Origin of the sequence: Methyloversatilis universalis EHg5, assembly GCF_000378945.1 — a bacterium.
GTDB lineage: Bacteria > Pseudomonadota > Gammaproteobacteria > Burkholderiales > Rhodocyclaceae > Methyloversatilis > Methyloversatilis universalis_A.
This window is the reverse complement of record NZ_KB900539.1, coordinates 2,433,606-2,451,455: the sequence shown is the minus strand read 5'-3', so window position 1 is coordinate 2,451,455 and position 17,850 is coordinate 2,433,606. Positions and strand designations below refer to the sequence as shown.

Genomic DNA, 17,850 nt, shown 5'->3' with positions numbered 1-17,850 from the left:
GGCAGCGCAGGGCCGGCCTGCACCGACAGCGGTAACATGCGGGCGCTTTCCTTTCCTCATTCCTTTCCTCACACCCCCGAGCCGATGCGCCTCCTCACCCTGATCGCCAACAGTCTCGATGGCCGCATGCTGCGCGACATCCTGGCGCTGGACGGCCTGCACGTGCAGCTGGTGCCGGCGCCGGCCGAGGTGCGCCAGGGCGGGGCGGTGGCGCTGCTGATCGAGGACGACGAATTCGACCGTGCCCGCGCCACGCTGGCGCGCTGGGCGGCCGAGCATCCGGGCATCGTGTCCGACCCGCCGCCGGCCGCCGGTCCGGCATGAGCCGGGCCGCGGTCGGCGCCTTCATCCGCCGTCATCCCCGCTGGTCGCTGCTGTTCGCGCTGTGCGCGCTGCTGTGGGCGCTGGACCGCCTGTTTCCGCCGCCGTTGCCCGCCGGTAACGACGGCTTCATCGTGTTGGCCCGCGACGGCAGCCCGCTGCGTGCCTGGCCGGGCAGCGATGGTGCCTGGCGCTATCCGGTCTCGCCGGCCGACGTGTCGCCGCGCTACATCGAGGCGCTGCTTGGGTATGAGGACCGCGGGTTCCGCTGGCATCCGGGCGTCAATCCGGCGTCGCTTGCGCGCGCCGCGTGGCAGTGGGCCACCACCGGCCGCATCGTGTCCGGTGGCTCCACGCTCACGATGCAGGTGGCGCGCATCCTCGAACCGGTGCCGCGCACGCCGCGCGGCAAGCTGCGCCAGATCGTGCGTGCGCTGCAGCTGGAATGGCGGCTGTCCAAGGACGACATCCTCACCCTCTATCTGAACCACGCGCCGATGGGCGGCATCGTCGAGGGCGTCGAGATGGCCAGTCGGGCGTATCTGGGCAAGCCGTCGCGCGAGCTCAGCCACGCCGAAGCGGCGCTGCTCGCCACGCTGCCGCGCGCGCCCAGCCGGCTGCGGCCGGACCGCGCGCCGCAGGCGGCGCAGGCGGCGCGCGACCGGGTGCTGGCGCGGCTGGAGCGCTTCGGCGTCTGGTCGCCCGAGGTGGTGGCCGATGCGCGCATCGAGCCTGTGATCGCGCAGCGGCTGCAGGGCGCCTGGCTGGCACCGCTGGCCGCCGAACGCCTGCGCGGACAGGCGCGGCGCGCCGGCAGCGCCGGCCTCACCCGCGTGGCCAGCACGCTGGACCGCGAACTGCAGGCCACGGTCGAGCGCCTGCTGGCCGACCGCGCCAGCGTGCTGCCGCCGCGCGTGTCGATCGCTGCCCTGGTGGTGGACGCCGCCACGCTGGAAGTGCGCGCCTACGCCGGCTCGGCCGACTTCGGCGACAACGCGCGCGGCGCCCATGTCGACATGGTGCGCGGCGTGCGCTCGCCCGGCTCGGCGCTCAAGCCCTTCCTGTACGCGATGGCGCTGGACGACGGCCTCATCCACTCCGAAAGCCTGCTGATCGACGCGCCGCAGGCCTTCGGCGGCTACCAGCCGGGCAACTTCCAGGCGGACTTTTCCGGGCCGGTCAGCGTGTCCGAAGCGCTGCAGAGATCGCTCAACGTGCCGGCGGTCGACCTGCTGGACCAGATCGGCCCTGCGCGCTTCGCTGCCCGGCTCACCGAGGGCGGCATCAAGCCGCGCATCGCCACCGGCGAACAGCCTAACCTCAGCCTCATCCTCGGCGGTGCCGGCGTCACGCTGGAGGAACTGGTCGGCGGCTACCGCGCGCTCGCTGCCGGCGGCGTGGCCGGCAAACCGCGGCTCACGCCGGACGCGCCCATCGAGGAAGCGCGGCTGATGAGCGAAGGCGCGGCCTGGATCGTGCGCGACATCCTGGAAGGCGGCGGTCACCCGGACCGGCCCTTCGTCGAGGGTGGTGGCGCCGCGCCGCTGGCCTGGAAAACCGGCACCAGCTTCGGCTTCCGCGACGCCTGGGCGGTCGGCGTGTCGGGCCGCTACGCGCTCGGCGTGTGGCTGGGCCGGCCGGACGGCACGCCCAATCCCGGCTTTTTCGGCGCCAATGTCGCCGCACCGCTGCTGAAGGACATCGCCGCCGCGCTGCCGCGCGAGGTCGTTCCTTCGCGCGCGCGGCCGGCCACGGTGCACCCGGTCGACATCTGCTGGCCGCTCGGCACGGCCGCCGTCGACACGCCCGCGCCGATGTGCCACCGCCGCCGCAGCGCCTGGTCACTGGCCGGCGCCGTGCCGCCCACGCGGCCGGATCGCATCGACGGCAGCAGCCTGCGGCAGACGCTCTGGATCGATCCGGCCTCCGGCCTGCGTACCGTGTCCGGCTGCGGCCACGGCCAGCCGCGCGACACCGCTCGCTGGCCCACGCTGCTGCAACCCTGGCTGGCCGGCTGGCTGCCGGCCGATCAGCGTATCCCTGACTGGCAGCCCGGCTGCGCGCCCACCGGCGGCACCCCGGCCGCCACGCTGCGCATCGTCGGCCTGAACGACGCCAGCCGCCTGCGCCCGGCCCCGCATCAGCGCCACGTGTCGCTGCAGCTCGCGGTGCGCGGCGCGCAGGGGCCGGTGTACTGGCTGCTGGATGGCCGGCGGGTTACGCCGGATGCCGGCGGCAAGCTGCTGCTGACTGAATCCGGGGCGCACCGGCTTACGGTGATGGACGAAGGCGGGCGGCATCACAGCGTGGCGTTCGCCGTGGATGCGCGCTCCGGAAATTAATCTTTTCGTACCGCCTCAAAGTGATGTGAGTATTCTTTGTTTTAATTAAATTAGCTTTCGTTTGAGACAATTGGGTGAAATTTTGAGATTGATCTTAAGACGAGAATTGGCATTTTGAGCTCAAAGGTGGAAATGTATTTGCTAATTATTAGTGATATGTTTGTATTTACTTGGTTTAATAGTATTTCACCCCAGTGGTCGGGTGAGTATCGCATCAGGTTGCTCAACATGCTTGTTAGTAGGAAGTGTGTGCAAATCTCAGGTAGGATTACAGGAAAAAATGGGTTCTCTATGTACCATAGTCGTCCTCGAATGTCGGAGTAAATTGTTGCTTGAGATACGTGTTCCTCTGCGGTCGGGATTGTGACTATTACTTTTCCGTGACGCTCTGATATTCTAAATGATGGAAAGGACTGTTGGATGTCGGCGAGAGGTGGTTTGCTAATGCCGTCACCGATTTGCAGTTCCCACGATGTGGTTCTGCGATCGGTTACTGTGGAAATTTCCAGCGGGTGGGTTCTTGATTCTCTTCCAGTGGTTATTTTGTAATAATCTCGAATTTCTGGAACCATGCTTAACAACGTTCCAGTGCTTACGGTGTGTCGCGTTTTGTAGAATGCAATAATTGATGGGATGCTGCTTTGTGAAAAATCCACTTCCCTCGCTCTTATTGAATTGGTGGGGAATGAAACTAGAAGATCGCTGAATGTTCCCAGTGGCATGTCACCACCAAACTGAGCTTTGACGTGCTCGGGTAGGTAATTCATTCCGTGGGAGCCAGGGAGATTGTCGAGCTTAAATCTTATTGGATTGTTAAGTATGACAATAGAGTATGCGTAGGCTGTTAGGGAGTAAAACAATGTTAGTGGCTTGACCATAAGCGGTCCGCCTCGGCTGCTGAGGTATAGCTCGCGCCCTTGTCTCATACAGTTTTTAAGGCGCCTCGCTTCATCAGTTGATATCCCTGCGTTTCGCCCGTTACCTGTCGTTTTTTTTCTTAATCTGTATAAGTCTCGAATATGTTCGGTATTTTCCGTGTTCTCGAGTAATTCGATTGCTGGTTCCGGGTAGCTAAGTTCATCCAACAGAATTATGTCAATTGGGCTTTTTGTTCCAACTCGCTCGTTTACTTCGTTTTTTAATAGATAAAGATTTTTTCCGTTTGTGAATTCAGGTGTTTCTTCCGGTAGTAAGGCTCTTTCCTGGTATAGTCTTTTGATCTCCCCTGAGTATATTTTTTGACCATCTTTTCCCATTGCTTTCCACTCTTCCAAGGCTGCGTCGCGGGCGGAGAGAAAGCTCTTGTAGTCAAAGTTTGATTCAAATTGCGGCTTGTTTCGAGCCTCGGTGAGTTCTACTTTGTCAGTAAGTATTTCTTCTATTTGCACGATTTTTCCTTTCAGTTTTGTTTTGATTTTGTGTCAGCGTTTTTGTTGCCTGTTTTTACTTCTGCGTCACGACTTCAGTAGTGCTACTAAAGATTCTTCTGGTGTGTGCTGCGTTAGGCGGTGAGCTCGACGAAACAGATCAGGTTTTTAAGGTCACATATGCAAACGCGCTTCACGTCATTACAGCGCAACGAGTAGGTAATTGCTCCAACTTGAGACTGCAGTTCATGCTCATATGTCATGGTTCGATGATATAGGGAAACCTTGCTTTTCATGATGAGTGTATGTGCTGCGATGCAGTGGAGCGTCTAGCCGACTCGGTGCTAAAAGAGACGCCCACAAAAAAGCCCGCCCCGCAGATGCGGAAGCGGGCCCTGAGTGCCCACCGCGCTCTCGCGCGGCGTACGAACCTCAGTTGAGGTCGTAGCGGTCGGCGTTCATCACCTTGGTCCAGGCGGCGACGAAGTCGCGGACGAACTTTTCCCTGTTGTCGTCCTGGGCATAGACCTCTGCGTAGGCGCGCAGGATGGAGTTGGAGCCGAACACGAGGTCCACGCGGGTGGCGGTCCACTTCACCTGGCCGGTCTTGCGGCAGCGGATTTCGTACGTATTGCTGCCGGTCGGCTTCCAGCTGTTGGCCATGTCGGTGAGGTTCACGAAGAAATCGTTCGTGAGTGCGCCGACCCGGTCGGTGAATACGCCGTGCCGGCTGCCGCCGTGGTTGGCGCCGAGTACCCGCATGCCGCCGATCAGCGCGGTCATTTCGGGGGCGGTGAGGCCCATGAGCTGAGTGCGGTCGAGCAGCAGTTCTTCCGGCGTGACCACGTAGTCGCGCGGCTGCCAGTTGCGGTAGCCGTCGGCCGCCGGTTCCAGCACTTCGAACGATTCGACGTCGGTCTGCGCCTGGGTGGCGTCGCCGCGGCCGGGGGCGAAAGGCACCTCGACCTTGAAGCCGGCGGCCTTGATCGCCTGTTCGATACCGACATTGCCGGCCAGCACGATGACATCGGCGACGCTGGCGCCGGTTTCCGTTGCGATGCGTTCATACACCGCCAGCACTTTCGCCAGCCGTTCCGGTTCGTTGGCGGCCCAGTCCTTCTGCGGCGCGAGGCGGATGCGCGCGCCGTTGGCGCCGCCGCGGAAGTCGGAGGCGCGGAAGGTGCGGGCGCTGTCCCAGGCGGTGGCGACCATGTCGCCGACGCCCAGGCCGGCGGCGGTGATCTTCGCCTTGACCGCAGCCACGTCGTAGCCGGTGCGACCGGGGGGCACCGGGTCCTGCCAGGTCAGCTCTTCGGCCGGTACCTGCGGGCCGATGTAGCGCGTCTTCGGCCCCATGTCGCGGTGGGTGAGCTTGAACCAGGCGCGGGCGAACACTTCGCTGAAGTAGGCCGGGTCGGCGTGGAAGCGCTCGGAGATCTTGCGGTAGGCCGGGTCCATCTTCATCGCCATGTCGGCGTCGGTCATGATGGGGTTGTGGCGCACCGACGGATTTTCGGCGTCGACCGGCTTGTCTTCCTCGCGGATGCCCACCGGCTCCCACTGCCAGGCGCCGGCCGGGCTCTTCTTCAGTTCCCAGTCATGGCCGAGCAGCAGCTTGAAGTAGCCGTCGTCCCACTTCGTCGGGTGGGTGGTCCAGGCGCCTTCGAGGCCGCTGGTGACCGCCTGGTTGCCGACGCCGCGGGTGCTGTGGTTCATCCAGCCGAAGCCCTGTTCCTCGATCGGCGCACCTTCGGGCGACGGGCCGAGCCGCGAGGCGTCGCCGTTGCCGTGCGCCTTGCCGACCGTGTGGCCGCCGGCGGTGAGCGCCACGGTTTCCTCGTCGTCCATCGCCATGCGGGCGAAGGTGATGCGCACATCGTGCGCGGTCTTCAGCGGGTCGGGCTGGCCGTCCACGCCTTCCGGGTTCACGTAGATGAGACCCATCATGACCGCGGCCAGCGGGTTGTCGAGGTCACGCTCGCCGGAGTAGCGGCTGTGCGGGTTGTCGGTCTTGGCCAGCCATTCCTTTTCCGAGCCCCAGTAGATGTCCTTTTCCGGGTGCCAGATGTCTTCGCGGCCGAAGGCGAAGCCGTAGGTCTTCAGACCCATCGACTCATAGGCCACGGTACCGGCGTACAGGATGAGGTCGGCCCAGGACAGCCTGTTGCCGTATTTCTTCTTGATCGGCCACAGCAGGCGGCGCGCCTTGTCGAGGTTGCCGTTGTCCGGCCACGAGTTGAGCGGCGCGAAGCGCTGGTTGCCGGTGCCGCCGCCGCCGCGGCCGTCGGCCACGCGGTAGGTGCCGGCCGCGTGCCAGGCCATGCGTATCATCAGGCCGCCGTAGTGGCCCCAGTCGGCCGGCCACCAGTCCTGGCTGTCGGTCATCAGCGCGGTCACGTCCTTGCGCAGCGCGTCGAAATCGAGCTTCTTCACCTCTTGCCGGTAGTCGAAGCCTTCGCCCATCGGATTGGTCTTGCGGTCGTGCTGGTGAAGGATGTCGAGGTTCAGCGCCTTGGGCCACCAGGACATCACGTTGACGTCGCCGGTGGTGGCGCCGCCGTGCATGACCGGACACTTGCCGCTGCTGCCGCTTCTTGCATTCATGTCTGTCTCCTCAGAGTTGGAATCCGGCGCAGCGCCTGCTGCCGGGTCGGTCTCGGGCCGCACCGCGTCGTGTGCAGCCTGTCGCGGACGTGGACAACCGGATCGGCCGATCGATCCACACGGAATGCTGCATGGCCTTGCTGCACGCGCGTCGCCGGTGATGGGCTGCACTGACCGGCAGGCACGTGACCGGATTCTGCGTCAGCTTCGCGGCGATGGAATCGCTATTTTCTGCAGTTTTAGATTTAGTCTAAATCATGGGAAAAGTGTATCGCCGCATCGTGGCGAGAGGGCGTGGTCGAGGCGACGCGCAGCTCAGAACCCGGTGATGGCGTATGCCTGAGCTTCGGGAAGGTGGGGCCGCTCAGACGAAGGAAGCCGTACTGTCGGCGTGGATCAGGCGTACGGTGACGCCGGTGCTGCGGGCGATGCGTGGCAGATGGGGGTCGACGATGCCCAGCGTGGCCAGTGCGTCGAGATCGCCCCCGGGCAGCGCGCAGGATTTCACCAGCAGCACCTGCGGGCTGCCGATGCGGGCGGCGAGCCAGACCGCGATGCTGTCCGACGTGACGGTCCAGTCGCGCGGCAGCGTGGTGTCGAGATCGAGCGGGCGGGCCGGCAGCCACACCGGCGTGCCGCCGGCAGCGCAGAGATCGACGAGGGTCGCCGGGTCGTCGCTGGCAGTGAGGCCGGGAAAGAGATCGCACAGCATGAGACCGCACTGGTCCATCGCACGCAGCGCCATGCGGTGAGCTGCGTCGTCGGAAAACCCCCAGCCTGCCTGCGCCTCGCGCACCGCGTCGGCATAGGGCCCGCCGCCGGGCACGATGAGGGCGCGGCCGGCGTGTTCGCCGGTGAGGCGTGCGCACCAGCGGCGCAGGCGGCCGTCCTGCGGATCGCTCAGCAGACTGCCGCCGAGCTTGATCACCACCGGCGCATTCATCGCGGCGTGACGGTCGCGCCGCCGGCAATCGGTGTCGTCATCACGCGGCGTCTGCGAGCAGCGCTACCGCGACCGCTGGCGCGCAGGTGGTGGCTGCATCCGCGCAGGACGGGGCGATATCGCGGAGCAGTGCGCCCAGCGTGAGTGCCGGGCGGCCAAGTGTGGCCGCAAGGCGGGTGGCAACGAAATGGCCGGCGCCGGCAGCTATCACGGGCGCGTCGGCCGCCAGTCCGCGGATGCCCGGCAGACCGCGGCAGGCGTCCGCCAGCGCGGCGAGCTGGGCGTCGGCAAAGGCGGCGGCAAGCGCGCGCCAGTCGTCCATCGAACCTTCGTCGAGGTCACGGCCTATCATGCGGGCCAGCCGGCGGGCGCATGCCTCCGGGGTCTTGGCGCCGCCATCGGCCGCCGGATACTGGTCGGCGTGGTCCGGCAGTTCACCCAGCAGGCGCCACACGTCGGCGCTGGTGGCGAAGTATTCAGCCATCAGCCGGTGGTGTCGGCCGCGGAACTCGATGGCGGGCGCCAGCGCCATCAGCGGCGTGCGCACCACGCCGGCATAAACCAGTTCGCCGCTGATCAGGCGATCGGCGTCGGTGCGGCTGTCGGTGGCTACGCCGCCATCGATCACGATGAGATCGCTGGTGGTGCTGCCGACGTCGGCCAGCAGGGCCTGCGGCAGCCGGGTGGCGAGCCAGGCTGCGGTGGCCAGCCAGTTGGCCGAGGCGATGTCGTCGGCCCGGGCGTGCGCGCCGTCGACCGCCGCCCAGCCGGCGCGCCCGGCGTACAGCGCGATGTCACCGCGCAGACGCGCGCGCATGCGCTGCGCGATGCCGGCCACGCCATCGGCGCGCGAGGCGAACAGATCGGTCATTTCGCCGGTCATGGTGATCGCGTGACGCGGTGATTCACCCAGCACCGACAGTGCTTCGGCCACCGCGGCGTCCAGCCTGTCCAGTCCCTGCCACAGCGGGCAGGCCACCTGCACCACGCCGATCACCTGTCCGTCGATCACCCGGGCCGCCTTCACATGGGCGCCGCCGATGTCCCAGCCGGTCAGTGTCGCCGTCATGCAGCCACCTGCGCGTCGTCCAGCACGATGCGCTGCGGGCGCAGGGTGGCCACTTCGGGCAGACGGCCGTGCTTCAGCGCCGCCAGCGTGGCCGCGATCAGGTTCACGCCGGTGGCGGCGCGCAGTGCGCAGGCCGAAGTACTCATGCGCGGATTGATTTCCACCACCACCGGGCCGTCTTCGGTTTCGACGAAATCCACACCCACCGGGCCGAGCAGGCCGGGCAGGGCGGCAGCGATCTGCTGCGCGAGGCGCTGGTGCGCCGGCGAGGGCGGGATGTCACCCACCGCAAGGGCCGCCAGCGTGATGCGGCCGTCGTCGTCGGCGAGGATCTGCCGGTTCACTGACAGCAGCGCGGCGTGGCCGCGCACGCACAGCAGATTCATGCTGCATGCCTCGCCGTCCAGCCAGGGCTGGGCCACCCGGCGGCCCGGCGCGCAGCGCAGTGCGGCGGCCGCGGTGGCGCGGTCGGGCAGGCGCTGCAGGTCGTCGCAGCCGGCGCCGTCGTCCGGCTTCACCGCCCAGGCGCCCAGAATGTCGGGCAGCGTGTCCGGGTCGGTGTAGTGCGGCAGCACCGCAATGCCGGCCTTGGCCAGCGCACGCGCGGTGCGCGATTTCGACGCTGCCAGCGCGCTGGTTGCGCTGTCGCAGCCGAGCAGCCGCCGGCCGGCGGCTTCGACCCGGCCGGTCAGTGCAGCCAATACGCCGCCGGTTTCCGGCGCCACCACCAGCACCGCGTCGGCGCGGGCGAGTGCGGCATTGAAGGCGGCGTCGAAGCCGGTCGCGTCCGCCACCGCTATCCGTTCGATCGCTGTGTGCGCCGCCGGCGGCGTAAGCCTTGCGTCGTGCAGCGTGAGCACCGTACCGCCTGGCAGTTCCAGCGCATCACGCAGCAGCGCGTCGCGCATCAGCGCACCTTCGCGTGCGAGGGATGGCGGCAGCGGCTCACCGGCCAGACCGCCGCCAGTGATAAACTCGAATACGAAAATGCATTGATTCATATAGGGTTTCTTGTGCCTGAACTGATTCCGGTGATCGACCTGATGCAAGGTCAGGTGGTTCACGCCCGCCGCGGCGACCGGCAAGCTTACCAGCCGCTGCGCTCCCGTCTGGTCGAGGGCTGTGCGCCGGTGGCGGTGGTGGATGCACTGATCGAGGCCACCGGCGCATGCCATCTATATATAGCGGACCTCGATGCGATACGCGGTCTGGGCGACCACCGCGCGCAGATCGCTGCGCTGGCAGTGCGCCACCCCCAGGTCGAGTTCTGGGTCGATGGCGGTTTTGCCGGTGCCGATGCGGCCCGGGCGCTGCATGAGGCCACCGGCGCGCTGCCGATACTGGGCAGCGAAACGCTGGCCGAGCCGGCTGCGCTGGCCAGGCTGGCGGCAGCCGGCGTGCCGGCGCTGCTGTCGCTGGACCACCGCGCCGGTGCGCCGCTCGGGCCCGACTGGGCGCACGACCCGGCCGGCTGGCCGATGCGCGTGATCGCGATGGAACTTGCCCGGGTCGGCGCCGATGCCGGCCCGGATCTGGCGCTGATCGCCCGCCTGCGCGCGCAGCGGCCGGATGTGGCCGTGATTGCCGCGGGTGGCGTGCGCGATGCGGTTGATCTGGCGACGCTGGATGCCGCCGGTGTGCCGGCGGTGCTGGTGGCCAGCGCGCTGCACGACGGCCGGCTCTGAAAGCAGCCGGTTTTTTTTGTCGCAGGATGCTGCGCCGCAGTAAGACATTTTGATCCAGGTCGGGAATATTTCCCGACGCCCGGGTGTAGATTGCCTGCAGGCGCCGGCCGCCGGGGAGGGCGGGCGCGGACGGTCCGTATCGCGGGGAAACGATGCGGACGCGGCCCGGTTCGATGACGACCATCCGCGATGAAGACGGATGCGCCAGCGGGCCGGCCCGGAGCACGCATGCGGGTGAGTCAGACATGTCGAACAATTCGAAGGGCAATGCGCGGGTTTTCCGACCGGCGCTGATGTCTACCCATGCGGCGGGACCGCGCGAAGTCCGGCTGATCCGGCTCATCGTGCTGTTCTCGGTGCTGCTGTTCGTCGCCAGCCTGCCTTTCCTGCGCACGCCGCTGCCGGCCTTTCCGGCCTTCATGGCGGTCTATGACGCAGCGCTGTTCGTGGTCTATCTGATCACCGCGGTGCTGCTGTACAGCCACGGTCACACCCTCTGTTCGCGTGCGCTGATGCTGCTGGCGGACGGCTTCCTGTTCGTGGCATGCATCATCGTGCCGCACCTGCTCACCTTTCCCGATCTGTTTGCACCCACCGGTCTGCTCGGCGCCGGGCTGCAGAGCACGGCCTGGCTCTATCAGCTGTGGCACGGCGGCTTCCCGCTGTTCGTGCTGCTCTACGTGAGGCAGGCGCGACGCGAGCGCAGAAGCGCGGGCACGGCTTCGCTCGCCGTGCGACCGTCGGTGTCGCGGCACATCGTCGCGTCGCTGGCGGTGGCGGGGGCTGCCTCGCTGATCGCGCTGCAGCAAGACTCGGTGCTGCCGGTGCTGATGAAGGACTGGACCGTCTATGTGCGCGACATGACCGTGGTCAGCATGCTGCCCTGGGCGCTCAATCTGCTGGCGCTGTGGATGCTGTGGCGCAAGCGCCCGCACGCGGCGCTCGACCTATGGCTTCTCGTGACCCTGATTACCTGGGTGCTGGAAGTTTCGATGGCGGCGCTGCTCAATGCCGGGCGTTACGATCTGGGTTTCTATGTCGGCCGGGTGAATGGCCTGATCGCCGCCAGTCTGGTGCTGATCGCGCTGCTGATCGAGAACGGGCGGCTGTATGCGCAGCTTGGCCGTGCTCACGAGCGCATGCAGCAGCGGGCTGACGAGCTTGAGCGACGCAGTGCGCTGGACGGACTGACCGGTGTGGCCAACCGTCGCCATTTCGATCTCATGCTGGGGCGCGAATGGCGGCGTGCGCTGCGCAGCGGGCTGCCGCTGTCACTGCTCATGATCGACGTGGATTTCTTCAAGCACTACAACGACCGCTACGGCCATCTGGCGGGCGACCGCTGTCTGAAGGAGGTCGCCGCAGCGCTGGCCGGCGGTACCCGCCGTGCCTCGGACATGGTGGCGCGCTACGGCGGCGAGGAATTCGCGGTGCTGCTGCCCGACACCCCGGCCGAAGATGCACTGCGTCTGGCCGAAGCCATGCGCGCGGCGGTGCAGCAGCTCGCGGTCGGGCACGAAGGGTCCGCCGTCAGTCAGGTGGTGACGGTCAGCGTGGGCGTGGCCACCGTGCGTCCCGGTCCGGTCATGGCCACGCGGCGCTTCGCGCAGGTGAATGCAGATTCATCGACCCAGTCGCTGCCGCAGTTCACCCAGCTGGTCGATGCCGCCGACCATGCGCTCTACCGGGCCAAGGACGGTGGACGCAATCGCGTGGAGGTGGCCGAGGCCGGCGCCATCATCTACCAGATGCCCGGATCGGCCCGGTAGTAGTCGCGCAGCGCGTCATACAGTTCAGGCAGTTCGCGCGCCAGCGACTGCGGGCGCTCGAAGAAGCTTTCGCTGGCCACCGCGAAGAATTCCGCCGGGCTGTGCGTACCGTAGGGGTCGAGCGCCGGCACATCGCCGGCCGCCACCTGCTGGTTCAGCAGTGCGTAGGCCGCGCCCATCACCGCTGCCCAGCGGGCGATGCGTGCGGCACCGCGCATCGGCGGCGCACCGTTGGCTTCGCCGTTCTGCTGGTCGAGCTGGTGTGCGAATTCGTGGATGACCACGTTGTGACCGTCGTACGGGTCGGCTGCGCCGGCCAGTACCGCGTCCCAGGCCAGCACCACCTGGCCGCGCGCCGACGATTCGCCCAGATGCACCCGCGGACCGGAGTGCTCGACACCGCTGGCGTCGGTCTCGCATCGCTGTACCGCGAACGCACCGGGGTAGAGCAGGATTTCGCGCACGTTCGCCAGATCGTCCAGCGGCCGGTTCAGCACCAGCAGACAGGCCTGGGCAGCGATCAGCACCTTCATGTCTTCGCTTACCACCAGGCCGTCACAGCCGACGAAGCGCTTCTCGGCAATGAAGATGCGTATGCAGCGGCGCAGCCGCTGCTGCAGGTCAGGCGGCAGCCGGCGCCAGGCCGGCATGTGTCGCTGCAGCAGCCGCCGCCATTCGGCAGGGAAGGGCCGGCTCGCCACCCGGCGGCGCCGCAGCGCGGTGCGCAGCGGTGCGGTGATCAGCCACAGCGCTGCTGACAGCAGCACTGTCAGCAGCGCACCCAGCGCAAGCAGTGAGGAGAGCGATTCCATCTGTCGCAGATCGGGGCGGGTGGCGGTGTTTCAAGCGCAGCTTCGCGTCCTCGGCGATCACCTGGGAACGCATCGTGCGCCGCGCCCACCGGGGGCTCGGGCGCAGGGCTGAGCGGGTTTCGTGGGAGCGGCGCCTCGCCGCGATTTCGACGTTGAAACGGAGACGGCGCCTGATCAATGGCCCGATCGCGGCGGGGGCGCCGCTCCCACCGAGAAGCGCTGGATCCGGGGCGGGTGTTGTGGGAGATTCTATGTTTGAGCGCAAGCGTTTTCGTGTTGTTGAGGGACGTAGTCGGAGGCGTTCTTCATTAGCGAGAAGGCGACCCTTGCGAGCTTTCTGGCCAGAGCGACCAGCGCCTGGGTGCGGCTGAATCCGCGCTGGAGCATGCGCTGGTAGAAGGGCTGCCAGGTACTGGATCGGCTGGCGGCCATGGCGGCGTTGTAGAGCAGGCGGCGTTGTAGAGCAGGCGGCGCATCTCGGCATCGCCCTTCTTGCTGAGCACCCCGCGTCCGCGCTGGGTGCCCGACTGACGCACGGTCACATCCAGGCCGAGGAAGGCGATGAAGGCATCGGCCCGGCCGAATGGGGCGCGGTGGAAGGTGGCGCACAGACCGGCGGCGGTGAGTGTGCCGATGCCTTCAACCTTCAGGATGCGCCGGTACGGGTCGCCCCAGCCGCTGGTGCCGATCAGCGCGGCGATGCGCTGCTCCAGCCGTTTGATCAGCGCCTGGATCCGCTCGGTGACGGCCCGCACCTGGCGGGCGAAGCCGGGCAGCTCCTCCATGCTCTGACGCATGCGGCCCAGGCAACGCACCAGGGTGGCGCGACGGCGCAACAGGGCGCGCAGGTCGGTCACCGCACGGGGCGGCAGCGAGAACGGGCGCAGACGCGCCCCTTCGTGGGCGAGATAGCGGGCGATCAGCCCCGCGTCGTGCCGATCGGTCTTGGCACGCTGGCCCAGCGTGTCGCGGTATCTGGACAGCGTGTAGCCGTCGATCAGATACACCCGATGACCGGCGCCGATGAGCAGCTTGACCAGCGCGCGGTGGTAGGTGCCGGTGGATTCGCAGGCGATGTGGCAGGCGCCCGGGGGCAAGGTGCGCAGCCAGCCGCGGATGGCCTGGGCGGTGTTGTCGATGTGCAGCACCGGCGAGCGGCCGTACTCGGCGATGTCCAGCCAGCGCTTGGAGACGTCGATGCCAAAGCGGGGGGATTCGGTCTGACTTGTCACGATGAGCACCTCCGGACTATGGTTGAAGGGCTTGTCGGGGTCACCTGGGCACAGGCTTGCAGGATATGGTCGGTACCGNGNCNGACGCGGTCCGAAGGATTCCTCATCGGTGCTCGGGGGTGAAGGCGGGACATCTCTCCCACTGTCTGTACGTGCTTGCCGTCAGATGCGGCGCTCGTCCCTCCGCCCGATAAGCGTCCACTACTACGCTTGCCGTAGATGAACATACAAGCGGCGCCCTCGCCGCGATACGGCCTCAGCGCTGCAACACCTCCGGGTTGAGCACCGTCGGCGGCGTGCCGCCGGTCAGGATGGCGATCAGGTTTTCGGCGGCAAGGTCGGCCATGGCCTTGCGGGTGGCGCCGGTGGCGCTGGCGATGTGCGGCGTGAGCACGGTGTTGGGCAGGTCGAGCAGGCCCGGGTGCAGTTTCGGTTCGCCCTCGAACACGTCGAGCGCGGCGGCGGCGATGCGCTGCGCGCGCAGTGCCTCGACCAGCGCCGCGTCATCGACCACGCCGCCGCGCGCGATATTGGTCAGCGTGGCGGTCGGCTTCATCTGCGCCAGTTCGGCGGCGCCGATGGCGTGATGCACCGCCGGCGAGTACGGCACCACCAGCACCAGGTGGTCGGCCTCGCGCAGCAGCGTGTCCTTGTCTACCCAGCGCGCGCCCAGCGGCGCCTCGATGTCCGGCGAGAGCCGGCTGCGGTTGTGGTAGATCACCTTCATGCCGAAGCCGAGCGCGCCGCGCCGCGCGATGGCCTGACCGATGCGGCCCATGCCGAAGATGCCCAGCGTGGCGCCATGCACGTCGACGCCATTCATCAGGCCGTAGGTCCAGTGGGTCCATTGCCCGGCGCGCAGGAAGCGCTCGCTCTCGGTCACCCGGCGGGCGGCCGCCATCATGAGCGCGAAGCCGAAATCGGCGGTCGATTCGGTCAGCACGTCCGGCGTGTTGCTCACCGCGATGCCGCGGGCGGTGCAGGCGGCGACGTCGATGTTGTTGTAGCCCACCGCCATCGTGCACACCGAACGCAGATCAGGGCAGGCGTCGAGCAATGTGGCGTCGATCTTCTCGTTGGCGGTGATGAAGGCGCCGCGCTTGCCCTGCAGCCGGGCGATCAGTTCGGACGGCGACAGCAGCTGATCGGCCTGATTGGATTCGACCTCGAAATGCTGCGACAGGCGGTCCAGCAGTTCGGGCAGGACGTAGCGGGCGACGAGGATGGCAGGGCGGCTCAAGACGGGCTCCGGAAACGTGATGACGGAGCCGCGAATCTAGCGCGGGCGCGGCACGCGGGCGAGCCGCGGCGCACAAGTGTTCTGCGCCGGAGGACGGCACAGTGGTGTTCTGCGCCGGCGGGCGGCACAGTGGTGTTCCGCGCCGGCGGGCGGCGCCGTGGTGGTGTGATGCGCCGCCCGCCGTCCGCTTACCAGGGCAGCGCTTCGCCCATGTGGAAGAAGCCGCCGGTCGGGCCGTCGGCCGGCAGCGTGGCCAGCTGCACGCTGGTCTTGCCGCCGTCGGCCAGTTCCATCGGCGCGTTCGGGCCGCCCATGTCAGTCTTCACCCAGCCTGGGTGGGCGGAGTTCACCTTGATCGCGCTGTCCTTCAGTTCCGCCGCCAGATGCACGGTGAAGGCATTCAGCGCGGTCTTGGAGGCGTTGTAGGCCAGTTCCTTGGCCGGCGCGATCGGCGAATCCGGCGCGCTGTGCACGCCCAGCGAACCGAGGATGGACGACAGGTTCACGATGCGGCCGGCCGGCGCCTTGCGGATCAGCGGCAGCAGCACCTGGGTCAGTTCGATCACCGAGAACAGATTGATGTCGAAGGTGCGGCGCAGCACGTCCTGCGACACCGTGCTGGCATTCGGTGCGAAGAAGTCGGCCAGCGCGATGCCGGCGTTGTTGATCAGGATGTCCAGCCGGCCATAGACCCGCTCGAAGTGGTCATGGATGGTGCGGAAGCTTTCCGGCTTTTCCGCGTCGAAGCCGATGGCCGAGGCGTGGATGCCTTCGGCGCGCAGCGCGGCGACCGCTTCTTCACCCTTGTCCGGATTGCGTACGCCGATCACCACTTCGATGCCCAGCTTGCCGAGGCCACGTGCGGTTTCCAGACCGATGCCGCGGTTGCCGCCAGTGATGAAGGCGACCTTCTGTTGCGTGTTCATGGTGTTTCTCCTCAGTGATTGCGTGCGTGCAGGATCTGGTCCGGCCCTGCGTCGGATGGTAATGCGGATGTCGTGTCCGGTGCGGCCTGTGTCCAGCCGCCACCCAGCGCACGGATGAGACCGACCGCGGCCCGTGCGCGTTCGCCTTCGAGCTGGGCGGCGACCCGGCGCTGCAGCAGCACGCTGCGGTCGGCGTCGATCACGTCGAGCTGGCTGACCGACCCTTCGCGGTAGCGGATCTGCGACAGTTCCGCCGCGCGCGCGGCGGCGCGCACCGCGTCGTTCTGGGTCTGCGTCTGTTCGGCCAGGATGCGCAGCGCGGCCAGCTGGTCCTCGACCTCGCGGAAGGCGTTCAGTACGGTCTGGCGGTAGCTGGCAACGTCTTCCTCGTAGGCGGCGCGGGCGCGCTCCAGACCGGCTTCGCGCGCGCCGCCGTCGAACAGGGGCAGCGTGAGCGCGGTGCCGACCAGCGGCCCGAGCACAAAGCTGCGCGTGCTCCACTGGAACAGATTGCCCAGTTCGGACGATTCGTAGCCCAATGCGCCGGTCAGGTTCAGCCGCGGAAACCAGGCCGCCTGTGCGATGCCGACCCGGGCGTTGGCGGCCGCCATCGCGCGTTCGGCGGCCGCGATGTCCGGCCGCCGCTCCAGCAGCGCGGACGGCAGGCCGGGCGGCACCGCGACGGTGACCGGCTGCAGCGGCCGCGATTCGAGCGCGAAATCGGCCGGCGCACGGCCGGTCAGCAGCGCCAGCGCGTGTTCGGCATTGGCGCGCCGGCGCGATACGCCCAGCGATTCAGACTGCGCCGACGCCAGTTCGGTCTTCGCGCGGGCCAGCTCCAGCTCGCTCACGTCGCCCTCGTCGTAGCGCCGCTGCATCAGCCTGAGTGCATCGGCCCGCAGCGTGACGGTGCTCGCATACAGCGCCTGTTCGGCATCCAGCTCGCCGATCAGGAAATAGCTCTGGGCGACGTCGGCCTGCAGTGCCAGCTGCAGCGAGCGGAACAGCGCCTCGCGCTGCTGCGCGGTGAAGGTGGCGGCATCGACGCCGGCGGCGACCCGGCCGAACAGATCCACTTCATAGGATGCGGTGGCCTGGGCACGCCACAGCGTGAGCGCGCTGCCGTCGGCGCCGTCGTCCAGACCGCGTGCGGCCGGCGACTGGCGCTGGCGGGTCGGGCCGAAGCCCGCGCCCACCTGCGGCGACTGCTGCGAGCGGGCGTCACGCACCAGCGCCCGTGCCTGGGCCAGCCGCGCCGCCGCGGCCTTCAGGTCCTGGTTGGCGTCCATGGCCTGTGCCACCAGCAGGTTCAGCCGGCTGTCGCCGAACACGGTCCACCACTCGCCGCGCGCCAGTTCTTCCGACGGGTGCGCAAGCTTCCAGTCCTTGTTGCCGGTGGGCGCCTCCTTGAAAGCGACCGGCGTATCGACCGCCGGGCGTTCGTAGGCCTGCATCACCGAGCAGCCGGCCAGCACCAGCAGGCTCACGCTCAGTATGACGGTGCGGCGCAGGGCAGGGATATCGAATGCGTTCATGTCTT

13 protein-coding genes and 1 pseudogene are annotated in these 17,850 nt (G+C 67.3%); 4 read left to right on the top strand and 10 right to left on the bottom strand.

The features are described 5' to 3' along the window. The first annotated feature begins 84 nt into the window (after positions 1 to 84). Complete coding sequence (locus tag METUNV2_RS0111305; protein WP_018229587.1) at positions 85 to 324, top strand: hypothetical protein; 240 nt, start codon at positions 85 to 87, stop codon at positions 322 to 324. Next, complete coding sequence (gene pbpC, locus METUNV2_RS0111300) at positions 321 to 2,663, top strand: penicillin-binding protein 1C (RefSeq protein ID WP_018229586.1); 2,343 nt, start codon at positions 321 to 323, stop codon at positions 2,661 to 2,663. Before METUNV2_RS0111305 ends, pbpC begins: the two co-directional genes overlap by 4 nt. 50 nt (positions 2,664 to 2,713) lie before the next feature. Here pbpC and METUNV2_RS19630 read toward each other — a convergent pair whose 3' ends face one another. The 5 genes from METUNV2_RS19630 to METUNV2_RS0111280 form a co-directional block, all read right to left on the bottom strand. After that, positions 2,714 to 4,051 (bottom strand): YaaC family protein, encoded by a 1,338-nt coding sequence (locus tag METUNV2_RS19630; protein ID WP_081618537.1) that lies wholly within the window; start codon positions 4,049 to 4,051, stop codon positions 2,714 to 2,716. 411 nt (positions 4,052 to 4,462) lie between these two features. Then, a complete protein-coding gene (gene katG / locus METUNV2_RS0111295) occupies positions 4,463 to 6,634 on the bottom strand; it encodes a catalase/peroxidase HPI (protein WP_018229585.1) in 2,172 nt (723 codons plus the stop codon). Between the two features lie 364 nt (positions 6,635 to 6,998). Continuing rightward, on the bottom strand, positions 6,999 to 7,577 hold the full coding sequence (locus tag METUNV2_RS0111290) for an amino acid kinase family protein (RefSeq protein ID WP_018229584.1): 579 nt from the start codon (positions 7,575 to 7,577) through the stop codon (positions 6,999 to 7,001). Between the two features lie 40 nt (positions 7,578 to 7,617). After that, positions 7,618 to 8,646, bottom strand: coding sequence for a hydantoinase/oxoprolinase family protein (locus METUNV2_RS0111285; RefSeq protein WP_018229583.1), 1,029 nt, complete (start codon positions 8,644 to 8,646; stop codon positions 7,618 to 7,620). Then, positions 8,643 to 9,647 (bottom strand): ATP-grasp domain-containing protein, encoded by a 1,005-nt coding sequence (locus tag METUNV2_RS0111280; RefSeq protein WP_018229582.1) that lies wholly within the window; start codon positions 9,645 to 9,647, stop codon positions 8,643 to 8,645. The genes METUNV2_RS0111285 and METUNV2_RS0111280 overlap by 4 nt, the downstream gene beginning before the upstream one ends. 12 nt (positions 9,648 to 9,659) lie before the next feature. Here METUNV2_RS0111280 and METUNV2_RS0111275 point away from each other — a divergent pair, with 12 nt between their 5' ends. Continuing rightward, on the top strand, positions 9,660 to 10,331 hold the full coding sequence (locus METUNV2_RS0111275) for a HisA/HisF-related TIM barrel protein (RefSeq protein ID WP_018229581.1): 672 nt from the start codon (positions 9,660 to 9,662) through the stop codon (positions 10,329 to 10,331). A gap of 245 nt (positions 10,332 to 10,576) precedes the next feature. Continuing rightward, entirely contained in the window at positions 10,577 to 12,100 is a 1,524-nt protein-coding gene (locus METUNV2_RS0111270) for a GGDEF domain-containing protein (RefSeq protein ID WP_018229580.1), read from the top strand. Here the strand turns inward: METUNV2_RS0111270 and METUNV2_RS0111265 are convergent. The 5 genes and pseudogenes from METUNV2_RS0111265 to METUNV2_RS0111245 all read right to left on the bottom strand — a co-directional run bounded on the left by METUNV2_RS0111265 (position 12,073) and on the right by METUNV2_RS0111245 (position 17,845). Continuing rightward, complete coding sequence (locus METUNV2_RS0111265; RefSeq protein WP_018229579.1) at positions 12,073 to 12,912, bottom strand: zinc-dependent peptidase; 840 nt, start codon at positions 12,910 to 12,912, stop codon at positions 12,073 to 12,075. The two genes, METUNV2_RS0111270 and METUNV2_RS0111265, sit on opposite strands and share 28 nt — an antisense overlap. 249 nt (positions 12,913 to 13,161) lie before the next feature. After that, positions 13,162 to 14,153: pseudogene (locus tag METUNV2_RS19130) on the bottom strand (IS110 family transposase). A 247-nt stretch (positions 14,154 to 14,400) separates the two neighbouring features. Next, positions 14,401 to 15,384 (bottom strand): 2-hydroxyacid dehydrogenase, encoded by a 984-nt coding sequence (locus tag METUNV2_RS0111255; RefSeq protein WP_018229578.1) that lies wholly within the window; start codon positions 15,382 to 15,384, stop codon positions 14,401 to 14,403. 188 nt (positions 15,385 to 15,572) lie between these two features. Continuing rightward, complete coding sequence (locus METUNV2_RS0111250; RefSeq protein WP_018229577.1) at positions 15,573 to 16,310, bottom strand: SDR family oxidoreductase; 738 nt, start codon at positions 16,308 to 16,310, stop codon at positions 15,573 to 15,575. Between the two features lie 11 nt (positions 16,311 to 16,321). Continuing rightward, complete coding sequence (locus METUNV2_RS0111245; RefSeq protein ID WP_018229576.1) at positions 16,322 to 17,845, bottom strand: efflux transporter outer membrane subunit; 1,524 nt, start codon at positions 17,843 to 17,845, stop codon at positions 16,322 to 16,324. Positions 17,846 to 17,850: the final 5 nt, after the last annotated feature.

Coding starts and splice junctions, on each gene's coding strand:
- METUNV2_RS0111245 (WP_018229576.1), bottom strand. CDS start 17,845: ATGAACGCATTCGATATCCCTGCCCTGCGCCGCACCGTCATACTGAGC.
- METUNV2_RS0111285 (WP_018229583.1), bottom strand. CDS start 8,646: ATGACGGCGACACTGACCGGCTGGGACATCGGCGGCGCCCATGTGAAG.
- METUNV2_RS0111250 (WP_018229577.1), bottom strand. CDS start 16,310: ATGAACACGCAACAGAAGGTCGCCTTCATCACTGGCGGCAACCGCGGC.
- METUNV2_RS0111290 (WP_018229584.1), bottom strand. CDS start 7,577: ATGAATGCGCCGGTGGTGATCAAGCTCGGCGGCAGTCTGCTGAGCGAT.
- METUNV2_RS0111270 (WP_018229580.1), top strand. CDS start 10,577: ATGTCGAACAATTCGAAGGGCAATGCGCGGGTTTTCCGACCGGCGCTG.
- METUNV2_RS0111265 (WP_018229579.1), bottom strand. CDS start 12,912: ATGGAATCGCTCTCCTCACTGCTTGCGCTGGGTGCGCTGCTGACAGTG.
- METUNV2_RS0111305 (WP_018229587.1), top strand. CDS start 85: ATGCGCCTCCTCACCCTGATCGCCAACAGTCTCGATGGCCGCATGCTG.
- katG (WP_018229585.1), bottom strand. CDS start 6,634: ATGAATGCAAGAAGCGGCAGCAGCGGCAAGTGTCCGGTCATGCACGGC.
- METUNV2_RS0111280 (WP_018229582.1), bottom strand. CDS start 9,647: ATGAATCAATGCATTTTCGTATTCGAGTTTATCACTGGCGGCGGTCTG.
- pbpC (WP_018229586.1), top strand. CDS start 321: ATGAGCCGGGCCGCGGTCGGCGCCTTCATCCGCCGTCATCCCCGCTGG.